Annotated in this window: 25 protein-coding genes and 1 tRNA gene; 15 read left to right on the forward strand and 11 right to left on the reverse strand. The window is 70.9% G+C overall.

All coding sequences use genetic code 11. The annotated features are described in order from the left end of the window. Window positions 1–74 precede the first annotated feature (74 nt). Window positions 75–1154, forward strand: coding sequence for a permease (locus tag BU52_RS14565; RefSeq protein ID WP_235216336.1), 1080 nt, complete (start codon window positions 75–77; stop codon window positions 1152–1154). Then, complete coding sequence (locus BU52_RS14570) at window positions 1151–1870, forward strand: TIGR03943 family putative permease subunit (RefSeq protein WP_037933663.1); 720 nt, start codon at window positions 1151–1153, stop codon at window positions 1868–1870. The genes BU52_RS14565 and BU52_RS14570 overlap by 4 nt, the downstream gene beginning before the upstream one ends. A gap of 28 nt (window positions 1871–1898) precedes the next feature. On the opposite strand, the gene BU52_RS14575 is transcribed toward BU52_RS14570, so the two are convergent. Next, window positions 1899–2186: a zinc-ribbon domain-containing protein gene (locus BU52_RS14575; protein WP_037933666.1), complete on the reverse strand. Its 288-nt coding sequence runs from the start codon at window positions 2184–2186 to the stop codon at window positions 1899–1901. A gap of 135 nt (window positions 2187–2321) precedes the next feature. Here BU52_RS14575 and BU52_RS14580 point away from each other — a divergent pair, with 135 nt between their 5' ends. Then, on the forward strand, window positions 2322–3449 hold the full coding sequence (locus tag BU52_RS14580; RefSeq protein ID WP_051858195.1) for a hypothetical protein: 1128 nt from the start codon (window positions 2322–2324) through the stop codon (window positions 3447–3449). A gap of 450 nt (window positions 3450–3899) precedes the next feature. Beyond that, the gene (locus BU52_RS14585) at window positions 3900–5111 is read left to right on the forward strand and encodes a cation:proton antiporter (RefSeq protein WP_107061169.1); all 1212 of its coding nucleotides are present in this window, start codon (window positions 3900–3902) and stop codon (window positions 5109–5111) included. A 13-nt stretch (window positions 5112–5124) separates the two neighbouring features. Here BU52_RS14585 and BU52_RS14590 read toward each other — a convergent pair whose 3' ends face one another. Further along, window positions 5125–5607, reverse strand: a complete 483-nt coding sequence (locus BU52_RS14590; protein WP_037933877.1) for a cation:proton antiporter regulatory subunit — start codon at window positions 5605–5607, stop codon at window positions 5125–5127. Between the two features lie 262 nt (window positions 5608–5869). Here BU52_RS14590 and BU52_RS14595 point away from each other — a divergent pair, with 262 nt between their 5' ends. Together BU52_RS14595 and BU52_RS14600 are read left to right on the forward strand one after the other, a co-directional pair. Beyond that, window positions 5870–6097 (forward strand): type II toxin-antitoxin system VapB family antitoxin, encoded by a 228-nt coding sequence (locus BU52_RS14595; RefSeq protein WP_037933668.1) that lies wholly within the window; start codon window positions 5870–5872, stop codon window positions 6095–6097. Then, window positions 6094–6501, forward strand: a complete 408-nt coding sequence (locus BU52_RS14600; RefSeq protein WP_037933671.1) for a PIN domain nuclease — start codon at window positions 6094–6096, stop codon at window positions 6499–6501. The genes BU52_RS14595 and BU52_RS14600 overlap by 4 nt, the downstream gene beginning before the upstream one ends. Before the next feature lie 210 nt (window positions 6502–6711). Here BU52_RS14600 and BU52_RS14605 read toward each other — a convergent pair. From BU52_RS14605 to BU52_RS14615, 3 genes are all read right to left on the reverse strand, one after another. Continuing rightward, a tRNA-Pro gene (locus BU52_RS14605) sits at window positions 6712–6785 on the reverse strand. A 33-nt stretch (window positions 6786–6818) separates the two neighbouring features. Then, on the reverse strand, window positions 6819–7604 hold the full coding sequence (locus BU52_RS14610; RefSeq protein WP_037933673.1) for a Pr6Pr family membrane protein: 786 nt from the start codon (window positions 7602–7604) through the stop codon (window positions 6819–6821). Window positions 7605–7659: 55 nt separating this feature from the next. Next, window positions 7660–8604, reverse strand: a complete 945-nt coding sequence (locus BU52_RS14615; protein ID WP_037933675.1) for a metallophosphoesterase — start codon at window positions 8602–8604, stop codon at window positions 7660–7662. Window positions 8605–8727: 123 nt separating this feature from the next. Here BU52_RS14615 and BU52_RS14620 point away from each other — a divergent pair, with 123 nt between their 5' ends. The 4 genes from BU52_RS14620 to BU52_RS14635 all read left to right on the forward strand — a co-directional run bounded on the left by BU52_RS14620 (window position 8728) and on the right by BU52_RS14635 (window position 13326). Beyond that, entirely contained in the window at window positions 8728–9192 is a 465-nt protein-coding gene (locus BU52_RS14620) for a GatB/YqeY domain-containing protein (protein WP_037933678.1), read from the forward strand. A 648-nt stretch (window positions 9193–9840) separates the two neighbouring features. Continuing rightward, window positions 9841–12081, forward strand: coding sequence for a glycoside hydrolase domain-containing protein (locus BU52_RS14625; RefSeq protein ID WP_037933680.1), 2241 nt, complete (start codon window positions 9841–9843; stop codon window positions 12079–12081). Window positions 12082–12086: 5 nt separating this feature from the next. Continuing rightward, entirely contained in the window at window positions 12087–12569 is a 483-nt protein-coding gene (locus BU52_RS14630) for a hypothetical protein (RefSeq protein WP_037933683.1), read from the forward strand. A 4-nt stretch (window positions 12570–12573) separates the two neighbouring features. Beyond that, the gene (locus BU52_RS14635) at window positions 12574–13326 is read left to right on the forward strand and encodes a hypothetical protein (RefSeq protein WP_037933686.1); all 753 of its coding nucleotides are present in this window, start codon (window positions 12574–12576) and stop codon (window positions 13324–13326) included. Here the strand turns inward: BU52_RS14635 and BU52_RS33570 are convergent. From BU52_RS33570 to BU52_RS14645, 3 genes are all read right to left on the reverse strand, one after another. Next, the gene (locus BU52_RS33570) at window positions 13317–13637 is read right to left on the reverse strand and encodes a LuxR C-terminal-related transcriptional regulator (RefSeq protein WP_327149604.1); all 321 of its coding nucleotides are present in this window, start codon (window positions 13635–13637) and stop codon (window positions 13317–13319) included. The two genes, BU52_RS14635 and BU52_RS33570, sit on opposite strands and share 10 nt — an antisense overlap. Before the next feature lie 167 nt (window positions 13638–13804). Continuing rightward, window positions 13805–14311: a hypothetical protein gene (locus BU52_RS14640; protein WP_037933687.1), complete on the reverse strand. Its 507-nt coding sequence runs from the start codon at window positions 14309–14311 to the stop codon at window positions 13805–13807. 245 nt (window positions 14312–14556) lie between these two features. Beyond that, complete coding sequence (locus BU52_RS14645; protein WP_037933689.1) at window positions 14557–16812, reverse strand: transglycosylase domain-containing protein; 2256 nt, start codon at window positions 16810–16812, stop codon at window positions 14557–14559. Between the two features lie 429 nt (window positions 16813–17241). Between BU52_RS14645 and wblA the strand changes: the two genes are divergently transcribed. Further along, window positions 17242–17580 carry a transcriptional regulator WblA gene (gene wblA / locus BU52_RS14650; protein WP_037933691.1) on the forward strand — a complete coding sequence of 113 codons (339 nt, stop codon included), beginning with the start codon at window positions 17242–17244 and terminating at the stop codon, window positions 17578–17580. A gap of 63 nt (window positions 17581–17643) precedes the next feature. Here wblA and BU52_RS14655 read toward each other — a convergent pair whose 3' ends face one another. Together BU52_RS14655 and BU52_RS14660 are read right to left on the reverse strand one after the other, a co-directional pair. Beyond that, window positions 17644–19047: an ArsA family ATPase gene (locus BU52_RS14655; protein ID WP_037933692.1), complete on the reverse strand. Its 1404-nt coding sequence runs from the start codon at window positions 19045–19047 to the stop codon at window positions 17644–17646. Window positions 19048–19159: 112 nt separating this feature from the next. Then, window positions 19160–20137, reverse strand: coding sequence for an ArsA family ATPase (locus BU52_RS14660; RefSeq protein WP_037933694.1), 978 nt, complete (start codon window positions 20135–20137; stop codon window positions 19160–19162). 139 nt (window positions 20138–20276) lie between these two features. Between BU52_RS14660 and BU52_RS34775 the strand changes: the two genes are divergently transcribed. The 4 genes from BU52_RS34775 (at window position 20277) to BU52_RS14675 (ending at window position 22829) form a co-directional block, all read left to right on the forward strand. Then, complete coding sequence (locus tag BU52_RS34775; protein WP_003975360.1) at window positions 20277–20438, forward strand: DUF4177 domain-containing protein; 162 nt, start codon at window positions 20277–20279, stop codon at window positions 20436–20438. Continuing rightward, complete coding sequence (locus tag BU52_RS14665; RefSeq protein WP_037933695.1) at window positions 20435–20902, forward strand: RidA family protein; 468 nt, start codon at window positions 20435–20437, stop codon at window positions 20900–20902. The genes BU52_RS34775 and BU52_RS14665 overlap by 4 nt, the downstream gene beginning before the upstream one ends. 218 nt (window positions 20903–21120) lie before the next feature. Beyond that, entirely contained in the window at window positions 21121–22002 is an 882-nt protein-coding gene (locus BU52_RS14670; RefSeq protein WP_037933697.1) for an NUDIX hydrolase, read from the forward strand. Next, window positions 21999–22829, forward strand: a complete 831-nt coding sequence (locus BU52_RS14675; RefSeq protein ID WP_037933699.1) for an MBL fold metallo-hydrolase — start codon at window positions 21999–22001, stop codon at window positions 22827–22829. The genes BU52_RS14670 and BU52_RS14675 overlap by 4 nt, the downstream gene beginning before the upstream one ends. An 82-nt stretch (window positions 22830–22911) precedes the next feature. On the opposite strand, the gene BU52_RS14680 is transcribed toward BU52_RS14675, so the two are convergent. Next, on the reverse strand, window positions 22912–23586 hold the full coding sequence (locus tag BU52_RS14680; RefSeq protein WP_006132548.1) for a Crp/Fnr family transcriptional regulator: 675 nt from the start codon (window positions 23584–23586) through the stop codon (window positions 22912–22914). Window positions 23587–23676 lie beyond the last annotated feature (90 nt).

Here is a 23676-nt window from a genome sequence, read left to right on the forward strand (position 1 = left end):
TTCCGTACGAAGGAGCGGGGCCTCGGCCGCCCCGCTCCGTCTCGCGCGCGCATCCTGGGAGGTGCACCCGGCCCGTGGCCCTCACCCCACCACCCCCGCGCGGCACGAGCCGGCCCCGGCCCGGCCCCCCACCGGCCGGAACCGACCGCGGGACACCACCCGACGCAACCCCCGACGCACACCCTGGGGCGTCCCCCGGCGAGCCCCGCCACCTCACCTCCCCCCTCCTCCTCACCCTGGTCCTGCTCACGGCCGTGATGTTCCAGGGCCCGGTCCGCGGTGCCCTGGCCGCTCCGGTGATGCAGAGCTGGATGACGGTGTTCGTGGCCGTGGTCCTCCAGGCCCTCCCCTTCCTGGTGCTCGGGGTCCTGCTGTCGGCGGCGATCGCGGTGTTCGTCCCGCCGTCGTTCTTCGCCCGCGCGCTGCCGGGACGTCCGGCGCTGGCCGTACCGGTCGCGGGCGCGGCGGGCGCGGTGCTCCCCGGCTGCGAGTGCGCGTCCGTGCCGGTGGCGGGCGCGCTGGTGCGCAGGGGAGTGGCCCCCGCGGCGGCCCTGGCGTTCCTGCTGTCCGCCCCCGCGATCAACCCGGTCGTGCTGACGGCGACGGCGGTCGCCTTCCCGGGCCACCCCGGGATGGTCCTCGCCCGGTTCGTGGCGAGCCTGCTGGTGGCGTGCCTGATGGGCTGGCTGTGGCAGCGCCTCGGCCGTACGGACTGGCTGCGCCCGCCCGCCCGTTCGTCGCAGGAGGGGCGGAGCAGGGGAGCGGCCTTCTGGGACTCGGTGCGGCACGACGTGACGCACGCGGGCGGCTACCTGGTGGTCGGCGCGATGGCGGCGGCGACGCTGAAGGCGGTGGTTCCGGCGGAGTGGCTGCGCGCGGCGGCCGGCCACCCGGTGCTGTCGGTCCTCGTGCTGGCGGTCCTGGCCGTACTGCTGTCGATCTGCTCGGAGGCGGACGCCTTCGTGGCGGCGTCGCTGACCCAGTTCTCGCTGACGGCGCGGCTCACGTTCCTGGTCGTGGGACCGGTGATCGACCTGAAGCTCTTCGCCCTGCAGGCGGGCACGTTCGGGCGGGCCTTCGCCCTGCGCTTCGCCCCCGCGACCTTCGCCCTGGCGGTGGCCGTGTCGGCCCTGACGGGAGCGGTGCTGCTGTGAGTACCCGGCTCAACGGCCAGGCCCAGGCGGCCCTGCTGTTCCTCCTCGGCGCGACCGTGCTGCACGCCGGCCTGACGGACCTGCACCTGCGCTACGTCAAGGCGGGACTGCGCCCGCTGCTCCTGCTGTCCGGCGCGGTGCTGATCGCGACCGCGGCGGCGACGGTGTGGCACGAGAGGCGGCGCCCGCCGCACCCGGGGGAGCCGCACCGGGAACCCCGGGTCTCCTGGCTCCTCGCCCTCCCGCTCTTCGCCCTGATCCTGGTCGCCCCGCCGGCCCTCGGCTCCTACAGCGCCACCCACACCGGTACGGCCCTGCAGAAACCCCTGGGCTTCCCCGACCTCCCCGCCCGGGGTCCCCTGCGTCTCGGGGTGGGGGAGTACGCGGCGCGCGCCGTCTACGACGACGGCCGCCACCTCCGCGACCGGCCCCTCACCCTCACCGGCTTCGTGGCGATGAACGGCACGGGCGCGCCGTACCTGGTCCGTATGGGCCTCAACTGCTGTGCCGCGGACGCGCAGCCGGTCAAGGTCGCCCTGACCGGTGCGATCCCCCCGGTCCTGCGACCGGACACCTGGCTGGAGGTCACCGGCACCTACACCCCGCGCCGCACGAAGGACCCGGTCAACGACGGACCGGTCCCGTACTTCGAGGTCACCCGCGCCGCACCGGTCCCGGCCCCGAGTGACCCGTACGACGGAGCCTGGGGCGGCTAGGCGGCTGGGCGGCTATGCGGCGGGGCGGCTACGACTGGTAGGGCTGCTGCTGGTGGGGCTGCCCGTAGCCCTGCCCGCCACCGGCGGCCTGCGCCTGGAGCTGTTCGGCCTGTTCCGCGGTGATCTTCTGCTCGGCACCGCAGAACGTGCACTGCGTCGTGTACTTCGTGGACACCGGGAACAGCGGCACGAAGAACAGGGTGAACTTCGTGACCCGCTTCCTGAGCGTGTGCGCGGCGGGATTGCCGCACTGCGCGCACACCAGTGTCAGTATCGCGAGCTGGTACAGATACCCCTTGGTACCAAAAATGATCATGTCGTCGATCCTTCCCGGGCCACGGCCTCCAGAACCACCACACCAGAGGGTGACCGCAGTCGGCAACGTGACCGCCCCCGACACTGCCGCACTCCCCACAAGCGCACACCGTGCGTCCGTTGACAGTCTTCCCGCATGACCGACGCACGGAAAGTGACCGGCCGCCCCCGGTGGGCGGTCGCCCTGTGGGCCCTCGCCTGCGCACTGCTGCTGGCGGGCGCGGGTCTGGCCGCGTCGGCGGTTCCGGACGCCGGTGCGCACGAGCGGGAGTGGCGCTCCGCCGCCCCGTGCGCGCCCGGGACCCCGGCGGTGCACCGCGGCGACTGCCTCAGCACCCTCACCGCCGTGATCGCGCGTACGGATCCCCACCGGCCCAAGAAGTCCAGCTGGCTGTACTTCACCGACGACCACCCGGTGCGACGGCTGGAAGTGTCCTCGGACGCCGCCGAGGAGTTCCGCGCCGGCGACCGTGTCCGGCTGACGGTGTGGCGCGGTGTGGTCAGAGAGGTCGCGGGTGACCGGTATGTGTGGCGCCACCACATCCCCGGGGCCGGGGACTTCGCGATGGGCGCGGCCGGCCTGACCCTCGCCGCGGGCTACCCGGCCGCCCGGATACTGCTTCACGTACGCGGCCGGCGGCGTCCCGACGACGAGGTCCTGCCGTCGGCCCTCCCCTTCGGTGGGGCCCTGGCCGTCACGGCGCTGTGGCTGCTGCCCCTGTGCTACCTGCACCCCACGGCCCCGCCGGCGACGCCCGCCACGACGGCCTGGACGTCGCTGGGCACGCTGACCACGCTCATCCTGCTGACCTGGTCGTGGCGGGCCACCCGCATCCGACCGCCCGGGGATTGCGGCGCACCTGCCGCGGAACCGGCGGACGGTGAGGTCTTCCTGCCTGCCCGTTTCCTGGAGGCCACCGACTACAACCCGCACCACTTCGGCACCCACGTCGTCGTCGGCGGTGACGGTCCGCCCGCCGTGGTCCCGCACCCCGGCCCCGGCCGTTTCGCGGCGCGCCCGATCCCCGTTTCCCGCCTCACCCTCCTGCGGGTCCGCCGTCCCCGCGGCGGCGACATGGACCTGGTCCCGAACGGCTGGCACGTGGCCGAACTGGACGACTCCGGCGCCCAGGTCCGCCTCGCCGCCGCGCCCGCCGACCTGTCCCGCATCCTGCGCGAACTGTCACCACGCGCCCCCGGCCGGACGGCCGGCCCGGCGAACGCGGAGAGCGGGCGTTTGCGGCCGATAACCAAGGAGAAGTGATGTATAGGTATTTCGTTGATGTATAGGTATTTCGTCGTACGGTAAAATATTTACCGAGTCGTGGCGCTCCATTGAGCGGCCACCTGCTCATCCCCCGAGGGGGAGTGGTCTCGAGTGTGACGGGGGGAACGCGACGTGAAACGACGCGACACGAACCGGCCCCTGCGTATCGACAACACCGCTCGCGACAGCGTCCCCGAACCGGGCACCGCCGTTCCCGGCGTCTGATCTCCCGGCCCGCGCCCGACGCCCCCACCGGGTGCCCCCTTCCCGAAAACAAGGGGTGGACGCCCGCCCGGCCGCCGAGCCCGGCACCCCACCGCTCCCACCTCTCACCGCACCGGTAACGGCCACTGGCCCGCTGCTTCCGCCGCCGCCCTGCCGCTGCGCCCCGCCCCCGCCACTCGAAGGCACTGACGCCGCCGTCACCGAACCGGAGGACCGACGCCCGTGCACCACACCACCGCCCTGCTCATCGAACTCGGCGCGATCATCCTCGCCCTGGGACTGCTGGGCCGCCTCGCCGGGCGGGTGGGCTTCTCACCCATCCCCCTCTACCTGCTGGCCGGGCTGGCCTTCGGCCACGGCGGCATCCTGTCCCTGCGGGCCAGCGAGGAGTTCATCGCCACCGGTGCCGAGATCGGCGTCATCCTGCTGCTGCTCCTGCTGGGCCTGGAGTACAGCGCCTCCGAACTGGTCACCAACCTCAAGACCCAGTACCCCTCCGGCGCGGTCGACTTCGTCCTCAACGCGGTGCCCGGCGCCGTGGCGGCGCTGCTCCTGGGCTGGGGCCCGGTGGCCGCCGTCGCGCTGGCCGGCGTCACCTGGATCTCCTCATCCGGCGTCATCGCCAAGGTCCTCGGCGACCTGCGCCGGCTCGGCAACCGCGAAACGCCCGTGATCCTCGGCGTCCTCGTCATCGAGGACCTCGCCATGGCCCTCTACCTGCCGCTCCTCACCACCCTCCTGGCCGGCGTCAGCCTGGCCGGAGGAGCCGTCACCCTGCTGATCTCCCTCGGCACCGTCGGCGCCGTCCTGTACGTCGCCCTGCGCCACGGCCGGCTGATCAGCCGCGCGGTCTCCTCCGACAACGCCGAGATGCTGCTGCTGGTCGTCCTCGGCCTGACCCTCCTGGTCGCCGGTCTCGCCCAGGAACTCCAGGTCTCGGCGGCCGTCGGCGCCTTCCTGGTCGGCATCGCCCTGTCCGGCGAGGTCGCCGAGGGAGCGAGCGTGCTGCTCACCCCGCTGCGGGACCTGTTCGCCGCCGTGTTCTTCGTCTTCTTCGGGCTGTCCACCGATCCGGCCGACATCCCGCCCGTGCTGGTGACGGCGCTGGTCCTCGCCGTGGTCACCGCGCTGACGAAGGTCGCCACCGGCTGGTACGCCGCACGCCGGGCGGGCATCAGGGGCGCGGGCCGCTGGCGGGCGGGCGGCACGCTCGTGGTGCGCGGCGAGTTTTCCATCGTCATCGCCGGCCTCGCCGTCGGCGTCGAGCCCCGCATCGGCCCCCTGGCCACGGCGTACGTCCTGATCCTGGTCGTGATCGGCCCGCTCACCGCCCGCTACACGGAACCCCTGGCCCGCCGCCTCACCCGCCGTTCGGTCCCACCCGCGCCGCCCGGCGCCTCGGAGCGCCCCGAACCCGCACCCGCCGGCGCCTGACGGCTGCCCGGGATCACTCCCGGCCGAGGATCCCGGCCGCCACCCCGACACCCTCACGCGTGCCGACCACGATCAGGGTGTCACCGCCGGCCAGCCGGAAGTCCGGCCCCGGAGAAGGGATCGCCCCGGTCCCGCGCAGGACGGCCACGACGGACACGCCGGTGTCCGTACGTGTCCGGGTGTCGCCCAGCGGCCGCCCGTGCCACACCGAGGCCGCCGGCAGCCCGACCCGCTCGGCGACCAGGCCCAGCTCGGCCGTCGCCAGCGTGCCCGCGCCGCGGTGCGCGGGCGTCCGCGCGGGCATCACGGCGTCGATGACGGCCGCCGCCTCGTCGGCGGACAGCCGCAGGGAGAGCGCGCCGGCGTCCGGATCATCCGTGCGGTACACGCTCAGCGTCCGGGACCCGTCGGCATGGGCCACCACAGACAGCCGCCGCCGCTCTCGGGTGGCCAGGTCGTACCGCACACCGCCCCCCGGCAACGGCGTATGCCCCATGCGCGCAGCACCACCCACAACCGTTCCCCCCTGCACCGTGCGCGTGTCCCAACGGCCCGTGAACGAGGCACCCTACGACACCCCGGGAACCCTCCGGCAAGCGGCCCGCCCCCACCGGGTCGCCCTCGCGCCCTCACCGGCCGCCCGCCACCGACTCACTCTCCCGTGACCGACAGCCGGTCCAGCTCCCACACGGGGCGCCCGCCCTATACATTCGATCTTGTATATTGATACACTGACCCATGTATATGGAGGTGGGCTCATGAGCAGAACCGTCATCGATCTCGACGACGACGCCCTGGAAGCGGCGGCAAGGGAGCTGGGCACGTCCACGAAGCGGGACACCATCAACACCGCCCTCCGGGAGATCGTGGCCCGCAACCGGCGCCTGCGCGCCCTGCACGAGCTGCAGGATCTCGCGGAGGAAGGTGCTCTTGACGTCGAACTCCTCCTGGACAAGCGCACCTACCGAGGTGGCTCAGCCCGGTGAGCGTTGCCGACTACCTCGTCGACACGTCGGCCCTGGCTCGCCTCCTGCTCCGCCAGGCAACCGAAGAGTGGGCTCAGCGGATGGGCGCCGGGCTGATCGCGCTGTGCGACCTCACCGAACTGGAGATTCTCTACTCCGTGCGTTCCGCGAAGGGCCGCGAGGCCGTCCAGGAGCGACTGAACCAGTTCACCTGGTGTCCCATGCCTGACGGCATCTACCGGCGTGCCCGCGTCGTCCAGGGCGAGCTCACCGCCAAGGGTGAGCAGCGCAGCGCCGGAGCCGTCGACCTCCTCGTGGCCGCAACGGCGGAAGAAGCGGGACTCACCCTGCTGCACTACGACCGTGACTTCGAAACCATCGCCCGCACCACCGGGCAACCGGCACGGATGATCGACCTCAGGTAGCCGGTCAGCTCACCGAAACCCTCCACCACCGCAGACACCCGACCTCTCGTCCGCAGGTGTTCGTCCGGTGCAGCTAGCAGCGTGAGGTGGCTTCAGGCGCCTTGTTCTGTTCGCTCGAGAACTTGGCCGACACTCAGCGGTGCTGTACTCCACTGCTATACGCACAACAGAGGCCCATCCACGATCACGTGAATGGGCCTCTGGTCTGTGTCGGGGTGGCGGGATTTGAACCCACGACCTCTTCGTCCCGAACGAAGCGCGCTGCCAAGCTGCGCTACACCCCGATCGTCGCTGCTGTCGCGGCGACGACGTTTACTTTAGCCCACCGGTGGCTGGAGACGAAATCCGGTTTTCGGGCGGTGGCGGACCGGGTCCGGGCGGACGTGGTCCAGGGCCACGATCAGGACGGCCAGGGCGTAGAAGGCGAGGCCCAGAAGGAGGGCGTTGGCGAGGACGTTCCGGTAGCCGTGCCGGACGACGTCGAGGAAGGGGTAGAGGTAGCGGGCGGGGGAGCCGGGGAGGAGTTCGCCCCGCGCGAGGGAGAACGCCAGGTAGGCCAGGGGGTAGAGCAGCCAGGTCGCGGCCTGGCGGAGGTGCGTCCGGGCGGGTGGGGACAGCAGGAGCAGGTCCAGGAGCGTGGCGACGGGGAGCACCGTGTACAGAGTGTGGGCCGCGAGGGGCTCCAGCCAGGTGGGTCCGGCGGATCCGTCCGTCATGGAGAAGCGCGGGGTGGCGTCCGCCAGGAGCAGGTGGTGGACCAGGGCTGCCATGCCCACGTAGAGGAGGGTCGCTGCCGTGAGGGCGCCCGGCACGGGGTGGCGGGCGAGCCAGGCGCGGCGGGCCGAGGCGAGCATGACCACGGCCAGCAGGACCGCGCTCTGGATCGCGAAGTAGCTCAGTACCCGGCCTGGGCTGCCGGCCAGGATCTCGATCAGGACGGCGCCGGCCGCCAGGAGTGCCAGGACCAGGCGGTACGCCGCTGCCACCGGACGCCGCGCCAGGGGGACGACGGCCCGGGCGGGGACGGCGGACGGCAGCAGGTGGGGTGACGTGCGGGGCAGGGCGGGGAGGTCCGGGATGTCCCTGGGTATCGGGGCGGTCATGCATCCCAGCGTGAGCGGATGTCCGCCACGGGGCGATACGGGTGGGCCGGACGGGTTACCGGGCGGCGGTGTCCTGGTCGCGGTCCACCAGGGTGAGCAGCGTCGCCTCCGGGGGGCAGGCGAAGCGGACCGGGGTGTAGCGGTTCGTGCCGCAGCCCGCGGAGACGTGGAGGTAGGACGTACGGCCCTCGGACGTGTGCGTGGACAGGCCCTTGACGCGGTCCGTGTCCAGGTCGCAGTTGGTGACCAGGGCGCCGTAGAAGGGGATGCAGAGCTGGCCGCCGTGGGTGTGGCCGGCCAGGATCAGGGGGTAGCCGTCGGCGGCGAAGGAGTCCAGGACGCGCAGATAGGGCGCGTGGACGACGCCCATGGAGAAGTCCGCCGCCTCCGAGGGGCCGCCCGCCACCTCCGCGTAGCGGTCGCGCTTGATGTGCGGGTCGTCCAGGCCGGTCAGCTCGATCGACGCGCCCTCGGTCTTGAGGGTGCCCCTGGTGTTCGTCAGGTTCAGCCAGCCCGCCGAGTCGAACGCGTCCCGCAGGCCCTCCCACGGGTTGTGGACCGCGCCGACCGCGGGGGCGTTGCCGTTGAGTCCGTGGCGGCCCTGGGCCTTCTCGATCAGGTAGCGGGCGGGGTTGCGCAGTCTGGGGCCGTAGTAGTCGTTGGAGCCGAAGACGTAGGCGCCCGGGAAGTCCATGAGGGGACCGAGCGCGTCGAGGACCTCCGGGACGCCCTCGGGGTCGGACAGGTTGTCGCCCGTGTTGATCACGAAGTCGGGGCGCAGGCCCGCCAGGGAGCGCAGCCAGCGCTGCTTCTTGCGCTGGCCGCCCACCATGTGGATGTCGGAGACCTGCAGCACGCGCAGGGGGCGCATCCCGGACGGGAGGACGGGGACGGTCACCCGCCGCAGCCGGAAGGAGCGGGCCTCGAAGCCCGCCGCGTACAGCAGTCCGGCGGCGCCGGCCGCCGTGATTCCCAGGGGGATTCCGTATCGCGCGCGCATGTGTCCATCGTGTCAGACCGTGAGTGGTCCGCCGAATGCCTGTGGATGCATTTGAACACCTGTGGAAACAGGGCGCCTTAAATCAGCAGGCGTCCTCGCTCCCGCACCTGCGACAATCGAGCCATGACCACGCTCAAGTCGAAGCTGCAGGACGACCTCAACGCCGCGATCAAGGAGCGCGACGAGCTCCGCTCCTCGACGCTCCGGCTGACGCTCGCCGCGATCACCAAGGAGGAGGTCGCGGGGAAGGAGAAGCGCGAGCTCTCCGACGACGAGGTGCAGAAGGTGATCACCCGCGAGGCGAAGAAGCGCCGCGAGGCGGCGGACGCCTTCGCGCAGGGCGGGCGCCCGGAGCAGTCCGAGCGGGAGAAGGCGGAGGGTGAGGTGCTGGCCGCGTACCTCCCGAAGCAGCTGTCCGACGAGGAGCTGAACGCGATCGTCTCCCAGGCCGTGGAGGAGGCGAAGGCGGCGGGTGCGGAAGGGCCGCGGGCCATGGGGGCCGTGATGAAGATCGTGAACCCGAAGGTGGCCGGGCAGGCGGAGGGCGGCCGGGTGGCCGCCGCGGTGAAGAAGCTCCTGGCCGGCTGAGCAGAAGCCGACGGCGGGGTCGCTCCCGCGAATGCCCTTCCTCGGGGCCCGTCGGGTGCCGTTGAACCCGCGCCGTCAGCCGGTGCGGGTGGGCGCACCCTGCCCCGGACGCAGGCAGGTCCGCGGAAACCACTCCCCAGCCAGAAGCCCGAAAACGGGTGCTCGACGTGGCCGCACGGCGGGGTGTGTGTGCGTCTTCGTCCGTTGTGGGCGTACGCATCATGCCGATCACCGCCGACATCCAGCCCTTTGTGTCCCGGTTGTGCCGGGATCCTTCTCGTGTCCGCTCGGATGATCTAAGTTTTGAGTGATCACGAGAGGCCTTCGGGGCCGCTCGTACGGGGTGGGAACCGACCGTTCCACTGGGGGGATGCCGCGTATGTGGACCAGTGCGGGACGACGGCGACGTGTGCTCGGGGACGGTCCCGGTGTGCCCTCAGGCCGGGTGCTTCACTCGTTGCGGTCTCCTCGGACCTAGTCCGCCGCCGGGCATCGACGCCCGGCTCCGTGTCTTTCATTCTCCGGGGTCGCACGGGCCGTCCGCCGTGACGGCGCCGGGATGTTTCCGTGTGCCCTGCTCCTGGTGCGGACGCTGTGTGTGCCGGTGTCCTCTTCCGCCTCGACTCTTCTGCTCACGGAAGGAACTCAATGGCTGACGAGATGGTGCTTCGCGCCCAGAGATTCATCAACACCACCTACGGGGACGGTGCCACCCTCGGCATTTCCAAGCTGGAGGAGAACGGCCGCACCGGGTGGACTGTCATGTACGCGCTAACGCGCGCGCTGCAGTACGAAATGGGCCTCTCCTCCCTCTCGAACAGCTTCGGCCCCGCCACGCTCGCCGCCCTCCAGGAGAAGTACGGCAAACTCGACGAGACGACCATCCCGTCGGCGAACTTCTGCCGCATCATCCAGTCGGCGCTCTACTGCAAGGGCTACGACGGGGGCGAGATCGACGGGACCTACAACGACCGCGTCAAGGCCGCGGTGGCACGGCTGAACGCGAACATGGGCGTCAGCGGCACCTATCCAGGCAGCTCCCTGTGGCCGAAGGTGGTCAAGGGCCTGCTGAACATGGACGCCTACGTCACCGTCAACAACGGCTCGGAGACCATCCGTTCCATCCAGCAGTGGCTCAACGGCCGTTACGTCCTGCGCAAGGACTTCTACATCATCCCCTGCGACGGCCACCACTCCCGCGACGTCGCCAAGTCGATGCTCTTCGCGATCCAGTACGAGCTGGGCATGGCCGACGGCGTGGCGAACGGGGTCTTCGGCCCCGGCACCCAGTCCGGCCTGCGCAACCACACGGTGTCCACCGGCTCGTCCGGGGTATGGGTGCAGCTCTTCACCGGAGCCATGGTCCTCAACAAGCGCCCGGTGGCCTTCTCGAGTTCGTTCACGTCCTCACTGGCCGACAGCGTCAGGACGTACCAGTCGTTCATGAGGCTCGCCGTGACCGGCCAGGGGAATTTCGAGACCTGGGCCTCCCTGCTCGTCTCGTACGGCGACCAGAGCCGTCCGGGCGAGGCGTGCGACGGTGTCACCAAGGTCACCGCCGCCCGGGCGCAGGCCCTGAAGGCCGCCGGCTACAAGTACATCGGGCGGTACCTCTACAACCCCTCCACCACGTCACTGCCCGAGAAGGAGATCCAGCCGGGCGAGCTCGCGACCCTCAAGGAGTACGGGCTGCGCTGCTTCCCCATCTATCAGACATGGGCGCGCTCGGTCGACTACTACAGCCCCGAGCAGGGCGTCACGGACTGCAGGACCGCGTCGTACAAGGCGGAGGAGCACGGGTTCAAGCCGGGCACACGCATCTACTTCGCCGTCGACTACGACGCGGTGGACGAGGAGGTCACGTCGTTCATCCTGCCGTACTTCCAGAAGGTCAGGGAGGAGATGAACCAGCTGGGCAGTCCGTTCAAGATCGGTGTCTACGGTCCGCGCAACGCCTGCTCCCGCATTTCCGAGGCGGGTTACGCGGACGCCAGCTTCGTGTCGGACATGTCGTCCGGATTCTCCGGCAACCTCGGCTACGCGATGCCCGAGAACTGGGCCTTCGACCAGATCGTCACCAAGACGGTCGGCTCCGGTGACGGGCAGATCGAGATCGACAACAACATCGCCTCCGGCCGGGACACGGGGCAGGGGGACTTCTACCCCACGCCCTCCCAGAAGCTGGACATCGGCTTCGACATCGATCTGTGGTCCTCCCTGCTCCAGGAGATCCAGGACTACATGGCGTCGATCGGCAAGCCGGGTGGCGAGCGCATCTACACCCTGGAGGAGTGCCTCGGGGCGATCATCCAGCACGACGCCGCGATCACGTCGGGGGCCCGCAGGTACCGCATGCGCAAGGCGCTCGTCCAGACCTCGGCCTTCTGGGAGTTCGCCCACTACAGCCTCAAGGACTACACCGAGGACGCCGGTGTCGTGCTGTACCACACCGGCGTCATCCCGGACTGGGCCAAGGACCTGCCCAAGGTCGAGCGGTTGGTCGACAGCAGTACCGGCATCCCCAAGATCTCGGGCCGCACCTGCATCCTGGCGCGCAACAACTCGATCCGCTCCGGGCTGCTGGAGGGCACCGTCCTCGACTCGGCCGACGACGACGACCGCTGGGCCATGTGGCAGAAGATCAACCAGGACAACGTCTTCAGCCTGAGCACCGTGCCGCACATGCACATCTGGGGGGCCGACGGTAAGCCCGGGGACCACGAGGAGACCCCGATCCGCCGTCCTGCCCTCGACTACACCGAGACGGAGATCTACGAGGTCCTGCGCCGATACCAGGGTTTCGGCGATGAGGCCGAGGCCCATGCGAGGGAGCGCATGCCGCTCTACGCCATCTTCGAGAAGTACAACCTCGCCATCCGCGGAGTCTGAGGGCTGTGGTCACGGCATCCGATCCCTGGCAAGGGCATGACGTCACCGCGCTGTTCACCGTCCTGCTCACGGGAACGGCGGTCCTGGTCGGTCTCACGGCGTATCTGTGCTCCCGGCTGACACGGCAAGCCCGCCGGCGGAGCACCGCGGCCACCGTGTGGCGGGACGTCTCCCTGGCGGCCGTGGCCGCCGGGCTCGCCCTCTACCTGTGGGGGCTGCTCCATCTCCTGTTCCTGGGCGACCAGGAACAGGCACACGTGTGCGAGCGGGAGCGCCCTCCAGGAACACCGGCCCTCGTCGGCCGCAGGGGGGATTTCCTCCCACTGCGGCTGGTCTGCGAGGCCTCGGACGGCCGTGACTATTCCGTCGTCGTTCCCGGCTACATCAACCCGACCCTCACCGTCCTGCTGCTGCTCGCGCTCGTCGCCGCCGCTGCCTCCGGGCTCCTGCACCACAAGCAGCACACCCCGACACGGAAGAAAGGCTGAGTCGTTGATCAACTCCGGCATCACCCGCAGAGTCACCCTCATGGCCGCCGCCGGTGTCACCGCCGCCGCGGGCCTCACCACCGCCGGCCTCCTCGCGACCCCTGCTGCCGCCGCCGCACCGAAGCCCCTCAGGAACGACGAGCTGAAGGAGGCGCTGCGCCGCGCCGAGGCCCGTCATCGCCGTCTGCGCACCGGCCGTCAGTCGGTCAACGGATGGGACATGCAGAAGGCCGCCGACGCCGACGGCGACATCGTCACCACGTCCGTGGCAGGCACCGGTCTGACCGTCCGGCTGCGCTCGGGCGACACGGAAACGGTCCTGACCCATGTCGTCCGCCGCTTCCACTACGAGGTGGACGCCTTAGGCGTCGACGGGGAACCGGCCCCCCTGGAGGGCTGGGTCGCGCCATCGGCGGTGAGGGACAGCCGGCGCCCCGAGTCGAACCAGGCGTCCGGCACCGCCGTCGTCATCCGGCCGGGCTCCTACCCGCCGGGTGTACCGGACGGCTTCACCGAGGCGCAGCGGCTGGTCATCCGCGACGTCCTCGCCGACACCGAGGGTGTCGTCCGCTGGGGCGGCGACGACCGCCGCCCCTACGAGGGACTGTTCTACCTCGACGCGCCGCCGGGGGACGCGCGCCTGGCACGGGTCGCGGCCAGGATCCGGGGCTGGGGTGAGAGGCCGGGGGCGGGGGCCGGCGTGGTCCCCGACGTGACGGCACCGGCCCGGCGCCGCAAGGCCGCCCGCTACCGCTGAGAGAACCTTCTACCGGCCCCGTGGTCACCGACAACGTTGGCGTCGTCGGTGACCACGGCTCTTCTTCCGCCCGAGCCTCCTCCTGAGCGCAGCAGACCCAGCTCCTGGGCCCGCGCCCCGAGAGCCACCCGCCCGTTGGCCCCCAAGTGGTCCATGAGCCGCTGAATTCTGCGCTGCACGGTGCGATGCCCCACGTCGAGTTGCCGGGCGATCGACGCGTCACCGAGACCGGCATACAAGAGTTGCAAGATTTTTCGGTCATCGGCGTCGACAGGAGAAAGGTCGGTGAGAGGGTCCGGTCCGGTGGTCAAGATATCCCCGATGCGGTGTGTGGCCTCTATTTCTTCAGCAGTTTAATTGGGGCTCGGGTGTACGGGAAAGTTGAATAAGGTGGAATAAAAAGGGCGGGGCGGGACGGCGCTGTCGCGCCGTCCCGCCCGAAGCCGAGGAGCCGGCGTGGTGACGGCTCCGGGCCGGCTCAGTACCAGGGCGTGCAGCTCTGGTCGCCCGAGGGGTCTTCCACGCAGGCCCGCATCATGTGCGTCGAGGGGTTGTAGTACATCGGGGTGCGGGTCCAGTAGTAGTTCGTCCCGCCCGGGATCTTGGCGGTCCAGCCCGAGGCGCCGCCCTTCTTCAGGCCGAGCCGCCAGTAGCAGGTGGACTGGTCCTTGGTGCACCGCTGGACGTACACGCTCCAGTCCTGCTCGTTGGAGCCGCTGATGTAGTGCAGCCGAGCCCAGCTGTACTGGTCGCCGTCGGTCTTCCCCCAGCGCAACTCGTACAAGAAGGAGTTGCCGAGGTTGTAGGGGCCGTACGGGGAGACCGGTCCGCTCTCCCAGCTCTGGATGTTCGGGTCATGACCGTCGCAGCCGAAGTTGTCGCAGGCGAGCGCACCGGCCGAAGCGGAGTTGGGGATCATGAGGGCCAGGGCGAGCGCACTGAGCAGGGCGCTGAACGTCACGCCGATCCGTGACCGGAATGTCATTTCTCCTCCATGGGCTGCAGCACGTGAAAAAGGGCGCCCGGATGAGCGGGCCGCACGTGACTATGCCATGGCCGGGGTCGGGGAAAGTCACCTTTCATTGCGTTGGCGTCATTACGCCGATCATGTTTACGTTCGCGGTCGGGCGGCAATAAATACCGCTCACAGACATGGGAAAGGTCCTTCCCCCGGATCCCGGGGGAAGGACCTTTCGTTGCGCGGGCGTTCGCCGGGCGGGGGCCGGCCGGTCAGTCGCGGCCGCCGGGGCCGTTGCCCGGGCCCTGGATGAAGCCCTCCGGGATGGAGAAGGTCGGGTCCGGCTCGGTGCCGCCACCGCCGTTCCCGCCGTTGCCGTTGCCGCCGATCAGGCCGCCGATGAGACCGCCGTCGTCGCCGTCGTCGTCACGGCCGTCGCCGCGGCCGCGCTCGGGTTCGGGTTCGGGGATGTCGACGAGGTTGAAGGACGGGGCCTCCTTGCCCGACAGCGCGCCGGTCATGGCGTCGCGCCAGATGGGGCCCGGCACGGAGCCACCGTAGACCTTGGCGTGGGGGACACCGCCGATGGTGATGTTCACCATCTTGACCTGCTGGGTGGCGCTGCCGACCCAGACCGCGCCCGACAGGTTCGGCGTGTAACCCACGAACCAGGCGTTCTTGCGCTCGTCGGTGGTACCGGTCTTACCGGCGTTGGCGCGGTCCGTGAGACCGGCCTGCTGACCCGTACCGGAGTCGACCACACCCTGCAGCAGGGTGTTCACCGAGTCGGCGGTCTTCTCGCTCATCGCGCGCGAGCACGTGGACTTCGGCACCTCCAGCGACTTCTCCCGGTCACCGATCTTCTGGGTGATCGACTCGATGGCGACCGGTGTGCAGTACATGCCGCGGGAGGCGAAGGCGGCGTAGGCGCTCGCCATGGTCAGCGGGGAGATGCCCTTGGAACCGAGGGAGACGGCGGGCACCTCGGGGAGCTTGTCGCCGTTGCCCTGCACGACGTGCAGCCCGTCGGTCATCTTCACCACCGGGCACAGGCCGATGTCGGCGACCATCTGCACGAAGTAGGTGTTGACCGAGAGGGCCATCGCCTCCTTCAGCCGGTACGGGCCGACCTCCGACTCGCTCTCGTTGGGGACGGTCTCGTTGCCTCCGTTCATCCAGGGTTTCCCGCTGCACGTCTGTACCGGCTCGGGGTAGGGCATCTCGTACGGCGACGAGTACTCCTGGGTGACCGGCCGCCCCTCCTCGAGCGCGGCCGCCGCGACGAAGGGCTTGAAGGTGGAGCCGGTCGGGAAGCCGTAGTTGGATCCGCCCATGTCATGGTCGACCGAATAGTTGATCTCGGTCTCGTTCTTGCCGTAGCCGAACGGCTTCGACTGACCCATACCGAGGATCTTGCCCGTGCCGGGCTCCACCAGGGTGACCGCCGCGGCGACCGGGTCGCCCTTGGCGACATGGTCGTCGAGAGAGTCGTTGACCGACGCCTGCGCCTGCCGGGTGAGTGTGGTGCGGATCGTCAGACCGCCCTGGTTCCAGACCCTGGCCCGGGCCTCCCGGGTCTTGCCGAAGACCGGGTCGTTCAGGAACACCTCGCGCACGTAGTCGCAGAAGAAGCTCGCGTCGTTGACCGCCGTGATGCAGCCGTTCTTCGGCTTGCTGATGTTCAGGCCGAGCGGGGACCTCGCGGCCCGGGCGGCCTCCTCCGGGGAGACGTCGCCGACCTCGGCCATCCGCTGGAGGACGACGTTGCGCCGCTTCTTCGCCTCGGCCTCGTCGTTGACGGGATCGTAGCGGCTCGGCGACTGGACGATGCCGGCGAGGAGGGCGGACTCCTGGAGGTTGAGGTCCTTGGCGTGCTTGGAGAAGTAGCGCTGGGCTGCGGCCTCGACGCCGTAGGCCTGCTGGCCGAAGAAGGTGATGTTGAGGTAGTTCTCGAGGATCTTCTTCTTGCCCAGCTCCTCCTCGACCTGGATCGCGTACTTCAGTTCGCGGATCTTGCGGCCGATCGTCTGCTGGGTGGCCTGCGCGACCTTCGTCGGGTCGTCGCCCGCCTCCTCGACGAAGACGTTCTTCACGTACTGCTGCGTGAGCGTGGAGGCGCCCTCGGAGACCTCACCGCTGCGCGCGTTCTTGTTGAGGGCGCGCAGGACGCCCTTCAGGTCGACCGCGCCGTGCTCGTAGAAGCGCGAGTCCTCGATCGCGACGATCGCCTTCTGCAGGTACGGCGAGATGTCCTTGAGGTCGACCACCGTGCGGTCGCGCGAGTAGACGGTGGCGAGCTGGCCGCCGCCCGCGTCGAGGATGGTGGTGCGCTGGCTCAGCGGCGGGGTCTTGAGGTTCGCCGGGAGCTCGTCGAAGCTCTCGACGGATCCCTTGGCCGCCAGGCCCAGCGCGCCCACGGCGGGCAGCGCGATGCCGGCCATGACGGCTCCCGCGAGGACACTGACACCGAGGAACTTGGCGGCCTGCTGCGTGGGAGACAGGCCACCACCCGAGCGCTTCTTTGGCATGGGAGCAGCCTACGTTCTCATTCGCCGGACAAGCGTATATGCCTTGGCCTAAGCTGCACTCGACTGTCACAGCAGTGAGGCCACGTATCAATACGTCCGGCGACCCCGAATCGTTCCGGATCTCTTCGACTTTCTTCATATGAGTTCTGTCGAGGGGCGTTGAGTGCGTGTCCGGATCCGCCTCGTGTGTCACACGGTGCCCGTTGTGACACAACGGAACTGACCCCATATGCCTGCTTGGTCGCGTATGTCGCCCCCTCACTCCCCCGGGTGATCTGCCGCTTACCCATAGTCCGTTCGGACCATTCAAGATTGGGCCCGCTGGGGGTGTTGCGCCGTGCCCACCTTCCGTAACGTCCTCAACTGGCGGCGGTGAATATGCCGCTGCCGCCGTGGGGGAGCCTCGATTCGGGAGAGGACGGCGCCGGTATGGGCTGGGTTACCGACTGGAGTGCGCAGGCTGCCTGCCGCACTACCGATCCGGATGAACTGTTCGTTCAGGGAGCAGCGCAGAACAGGGCCAAGGCGGTGTGCACCGGGTGTCCGGTGCGCACGGAGTGCCTGGCGGACGCGCTCGACAACCGCGTCGAGTTCGGCGTGTGGGGAGGCATGACGGAACGTGAGCGCCGCGCGCTGCTGCGCCGGCGGCCGACCGTGACCTCCTGGCGCAGGCTGCTGGAGACCGCGCGCTCGGAGTACGAGCGGGGGACGGGTGTCGTACCGCTCGACGACGACGCGGTGTACGAGGACTACGCCGCGGTGAGCTGAGGGTGCTGAGGGCCTCGGGCGGCCTTGGTCCCGTCCGGCCCGCGGTGTCGCCCTACAGGTGAGTCAGGACGTCTCGGGCAGCTCCGGCCGGCCGGCCGCGAGCCGGTCGCCGATGTCCCGCAGCCCTGTGAGGTCGTGCACATCACCGGGCAGCGCGGCCACCTCGGTCACCGCCACCTCGGGATGGAGCGCGGTGAAGCGGTCACGGGTGCGCTGCTCGCGTGCGAGCAATTGCATCCGCTCGGCGTGCAGCCTCAGCAGGCCCGCGGTGAGACGGTCCACGGACCGCTCCGGGTCGTCGGCCGCCTCCGTGCCGTCCGCGGTGGCGGGGGAGCCTGGACCGGGGACGTCCTGGGCCGGTGTCCCGGCCTCCTGTGCCGGTGTCCCGGCCGTCGCGGATGAAGCGGGCGGTTCTGAACTGCCGTACGTGTCGGGAGAGTTACGAAGTCCAGCCTTCCCGTCCTCCTGATCCACAATGCGGGGGTCCTCAAGATTTTCCGCGGCGGCGAGCGCCCGCTCGGCCGACAGCCGGTCGGCGCCGCTGCCATGGACGCGGTTGAGCACCAGACCGGCCAGCGGCATGTCCTCCGCGGCCAGCCGCTCCACGAAGTACGCGGCCTCGCGCAGCGCGTCCCGCTCCGGGGCCGCCACCACCAGGAACGCCGTGCCGGGCGCCTGGAGCAGCTTGTACGTGGCGTCCGCGCGCGTGCGGAACCCGCCGAACATCGAGTCCATCGCGGCCACGAACGTCTGCACGTCCTTCAGCAGCTGACCGCCGAGCACCTTGCCCAGCACGCCGGTCATCATCGACATGCCGACGTTGAGGAACTTCATGCCCGCACGGCCGCCGGCCTTCGCCGGGGCCAGCAGCACGCGGATGAGCTTGCCGTCGAGGAAGGAGCCGAGCCGCTTGGGCGCGTCCAGGAAGTCCAGCGCGGAACGGGAGGGCGGGGTGTCCACCACGATGAGGTCCCACTCGTCCCGGGACCGCAGCTGGCCCAGCTTCTCCATCGCCATGTACTCCTGCGTGCCCGCGAAGCCCGCCGAGAGCGACTGGTAGAAGGGGTTGCCGAGAATGGCGGCGGCCCGCTCGGGGTCCGCGTGCGCCTCGACGATCTCGTCGAAGGTGCGCTTCATGTCGAGCATCATCGCGTGCAGTTCGCCGCCCGCGGAGTCGTCGACGCCCTTCACCCGGCGCGGGGTGTTGTCGAGCGAGTCGATCCCCATGGACTGGGCGAGCCGGCGGGCCGGGTCGATGGTGAGGACCACCACCTTGCGCCCCCGCTCCGCCGCGCGCAGGCCCAGCGCCGCCGCGGTGGTGGTCTTGCCCACGCCGCCCGAGCCGCAGCACACCACGATCCGGGTCCGCGGGTCCTCGATCAGCGGATCCACGGCGAGCGTGCGGGTGGGGGCGAGGTGGTGACGGGCCGGGTCGTGGGTCTGCGCCGGTTCCGGACGACGGCTCATGACATCCCCTGCTTCCGGTGCTTCCGGCCCGTGACGGGCCCGGTACGGCCGTTGCGGTGACGGAGGTGACGGCCGCCGAGGGGCGGCCGGGACGACGTACGGGCGCGGGCGGTCATGACACGTCCTGCTCGCGCAGCTCCCTGGCGAGCGCGTACAGGCCGGCCAGGTCCATGCCCTCCGCGAGCAACGGGAGTTCGTGCAACGGCACGTCCAGGTCCGCCAGCACGGCGCGCTGTTCCGTCTCCAGCGCGTACCGCTCGGCGTACTCCTCCGCCTGCGCGAGCAGCGGCTCCACCAGCCGCTCGGCGTGTCCGCCGCGCCGCGCGCCGCCGAGGCCGGCGGACGACAGCGCCCGCGCCACGGAGGAACGGGGGACCGCCGCCACGAGGTCCAGGGCGGACGGGTCCAGCACCTGCGGCCGCACCATGTTCACGATGACCCTGCCCACCGGCAGCCGCGCCGCGCGCAGCTCCGCGATGCCGTCCACGGTCTCCTGGACCGGCATTTCCTCCAGGAGCGTCACCAGGTGCACGGCGGTCTCCGGCGATTTGAGCACCCGCATGACCGCCTGCGCCTGATGGTGTATCGGGCCGATCTTGGCGAGCCCCGCGACCTCGTCGTTGACGTTGAGGAAGCGGGTGATGCGGCCGGTCGGCGGGGCGTCCATCACGACGTAGTCGTAGACGAACCGGCCGCTTCTGTCCTTGCGCCGTACCGCCTCGCACGCCTTGCCGGTCAGCAGGACGTCCCGGACGCCGGGGGCGATGGTGGTGGCGAAGTCGATCGCGCCGATCTTTCTGAGGGCCCGGCCGGCGCTGCCCAGTTTGTAGAACATCTGGAGGTAGTCCAGAAGGGCCAGTTCGGGATCGATGGCGAGGGCGTACACCTCGCCGCCTCCCGGAGCGACGGCGATCTTCCGTTCCTCGTACGGCAGCGCCTCCGTCTCGAAGAGCTGTGCGATGCCCTGCCGGCCCTCGACCTCGACGAGAAGCGTCCGCTTCCCTTGCGTGGCCAGGGCCAGCGCGAGGGCCGCGGCCACCGTGGTCTTGCCGGTTCCGCCCTTGCCACTGACCACCTGGAGCCTGCTCACGTCTTCGAGCCTAAATGCTCGCCGCCCGCCGCGGCGGCTCCGGGTGGCGGTTCCGGCCGGTCGCGTCCCGTGCGGCGGGCGGGCACACGGGCGGGTGGGGCCGCCGGGACCGGCCGCGGCAGCGGCTAGAGTCGGCCGCATGACCAAGTGGGAATACGCGACTGTGCCGCTGCTCGTCCACGCGACGAAGCAGATTCTGGACACCTGGGGCGAGGACGGCTGGGAGCTCGTCCAGGTCGTGCCCGGGCCGAACAACCCCGAGCAGCTGGTGGCCTACCTGAAGCGCGAGAAGCAGGCATGAGCGCCGTCGAGGCGAAGCTGGCCGAGCTGGGCCTGAGCCTGCCCGAGGTCGTTCCGCCGCTGGCCGCGTACCAGCCGGCCGTGCGGTCGGGGCGGTACGTGTACACCTCCGGTCAGCTGCCCATGGTGGACGGCAAGCTCCCGATGACCGGCAAGGTCGGCGCGGAGGTCACCCCTGAGGAGGCGAAGGAGCTGGCGCGCACCTGCGCGCTGAACGCCCTCGCCGCGGTGAAGTCCGTCGCCGGGGACCTGGACCGGGTGGCACGCGTGGTGAAGGTCGTGGGCTTCGTCGCCTCGGCGGCGGACTTCACGGGCCAGCCCGGCGTGCTCAACGGGGCGAGCGAGCTGCTGGGCGAGGTCCTCGGCGACAAGGGCGTCCACGCCCGCAGCGCGGTGGGCGTCGCGGTCCTGCCGCTGGACGCCCCGGTGGAGGTCGAGGTCCAGGTGGAGCTCACGGAGGCGTAGCCCTCGGCGGTCGTGCGGCCGTGCGGCCGTGCGGTCACGGGCCCGTCGCGCGTACGCGCCCGGTCCGCGGGCCCCACGGGGGCAGCCGTCCTCCCGGCCGTACCGGTACGGGTGCGGCCGGCCCCGGGCGCTTCGCCGCCCGCCTCCGCGCCCGTACGGAAGCCCCGCCGGCCCCCTGGGCACTCGAACATCCGGGCGTCACGGGATAGCCTCCGGCCATGGCGAACGCGCAGGCAGACGGTCAGTGGTACCCGCCGGAATGGCCGGAGCGGATCCGGGCGCTCGCGGACGGCGGCCTCACACCGGTCACGCCGAAGCGCGCGGCCACCGTCATGCTGCTCAAGGACACCGGCGACGGACCCGCCGTGCACATGCTGCGCCGCCGTACGTCCATGGCGTTCGCGGGCGGCGCCTACGCCTACCCCGGCGGCGGCGTGGACCCCCGCGACGACGACCGGCACGTCCGCTGGGCGGGCCCCACGCGCGCGTGGTGGGCCGAGCGGCTCGGCGTCGACGAGACGGGAGCGCAGGCGATCGTCTGCGCGGCCGTACGGGAGACGTACGAGGAGGCCGGGGTGCTGCTCGCCGGGCCCACCCCCGACACCGTGACCGGCGACACCACCGGCGACGACTGGGAGGCGGACCGTGCCGCGCTCGTCGCGCGGGAGACGTCCTTCGCCGAGTTCCTCGACCGCCGCGGGCTGGTCCTGCGCTCGGACCTGCTCGGCGCCTGGACCCGCTGGATCACCCCCGAGTTCGAGTCCCGCCGCTACGACACCTGGTTCTTCGTCGCCCGGCTCCCCGAGGGCCAGCGCACCCGCAACGCCTCCACGGAGGCCGACCGCACGGTGTGGATCACCCCGCGCGGCGCGGCCGCCGGGTACGACCGGGGCGAGCTGCTGATGATGCCCCCGACCATCGCCACCCTGCGCCAGCTCACGGCGTACGCCACGGCAGCGGAGGCGCTCGACGCCGCTGACGCGCGGGACCTCACGCCGGTGCTGGCCACCGCGCGCCTGGTGGAGGGCGAGGTCGTGCTCTCCTGGCCGGGACACGATGAATTCACCAAGCGCATACCGACGGGCGGAGCCCCCGCATGACGGACACCGGCAGCCTGCCCGGCCGGCCACGGGGCGGTGTCCTGTCCGGCCCGGCCACCCCACGCGCCGTCAACGTCCTCGCGCCCAACCCCTCGGCGATGACACTGGACGGCACCAACACCTGGATCCTGTCGGAACCGGACTCCGACCTGGCGGTCGTGGTCGACCCGGGTCCGCTGGACGAGGGGCACCTGCGGCATGTCGTCGGCACGGCGGAACAGGCCGGCAAGCGCGTCGCCCTCACCCTGCTGACGCACGGTCACCCCGACCACGCCGAGGGCGCCGGCCGGTTCGCCGAGCTGACCGGCACGAAGGTGCGGGCGCTGGATCCGGCGCTGCGGCTCGGGGACGAGGGGCTGGCCGCCGGGAACGTCGTCACCGTGGGCGGCCTGGAGCTGAGAGTCGTACCGACCCCCGGCCACACCGCCGACTCGCTGTGCTTCCACCTCCCGGCGGACCGGGCGGTCCTCACGGGCGACACCGTCCTGGGCCGCGGGACGACCGTCGTGGCCCACCCCGACGGCCGCCTGGGCGACTACCTGGACACGCTGCGCCGGCTCAGGTCGCTCACCGTCGACGACGGCGTCCACACGGTCCTGCCCGGCCACGGGCCCGTCCTGGACGACGCGCAGGGCGCCGTGGAGTACTACCTCGCCCACCGCGCCCACCGTCTCGCCCAGATCGAGACGGCCGTCGAGGACGGCCACCGCACCCCGTCCGAGGTCGTCGCCCACGTCTACGCCGACGTCGACCGCTCCCTGTGGCCGGCCGCGGAGCTGTCGGTGCGCGCCCAGCTGGAGTACCTGCGGGAGCACGGCATCATCTAGCACGGCCGGCCGTGCGAGCACACGACGGAGCCCCGCTTCCGGCGAGGGAAGCGGGGCTCCGTCGTACGGCGTCCGCCGGGTGTCAGCGGGAACGCTTCGCGAGGCGCTCGACGTCCAGGAGGATCACCGCGCGGGCCTCCAGGCGGAGCCAGCCGCGCTGGGCGAAGTCCGCCAGGGCCTTGTTGACCGTCTCACGCGAGGCACCGACGAGCTGGGCCAGCTCCTCCTGCGTGAGGTCGTGCACGACGTGGATGCCCTCCTCGGACTGCACGCCGAAACGGCGGGAGAGGTCCAGCAGGGCGCGGGCGACACGGCCCGGGACGTCCGAGAAGACCAGGTCCGACATCGCGTCGTTGGTCTTGCGCAGCCGGCGCGCGACGGCGCGCAGCAGCGCGGTGGCGACCTCCGGGCGGGCGCTCAGCCAGGGCGTCAGGTCGCCGTGGCCGAGACCGAGCAGCTTGACCTCGGTCAGTGCCGTGGCCGTCGCGGTGCGCGGGCCGGGGTCGAAGAGCGACAGCTCCCCGATCAGCTCGCCCGGGCCGACCACGGCGAGCATGTTCTCGCGGCCGTCGGGGGACGTGCGGTGCAGCTTGACCTTGCCCTCCGTGACCACGTACAGGCGGTCGCCGGGGTCACCCTCGTGGAACAGGGAGTCGCCCCGTGCCAGGGTCACCTCACTCATGGAGGCGCGAAGCTCCGCGGCCTGCTCGTCATCGAGCGCCGCGAAGAGCGGGTTCCGCCGCAGAACGTCGTCCACGAGTTCTCTCCTTGTCGACCTGCTCAGGGGATCTTGCTCCCCACGTACCAGGGGACCGTGGTGCCCCTTTTGCCGGGTGGTCCAAACAGT

It is taken from the genome of Streptomyces toyocaensis (assembly GCF_000725125.1).
GTDB classification, from domain to species: domain Bacteria; phylum Actinomycetota; class Actinomycetes; order Streptomycetales; family Streptomycetaceae; genus Streptomyces; species Streptomyces toyocaensis.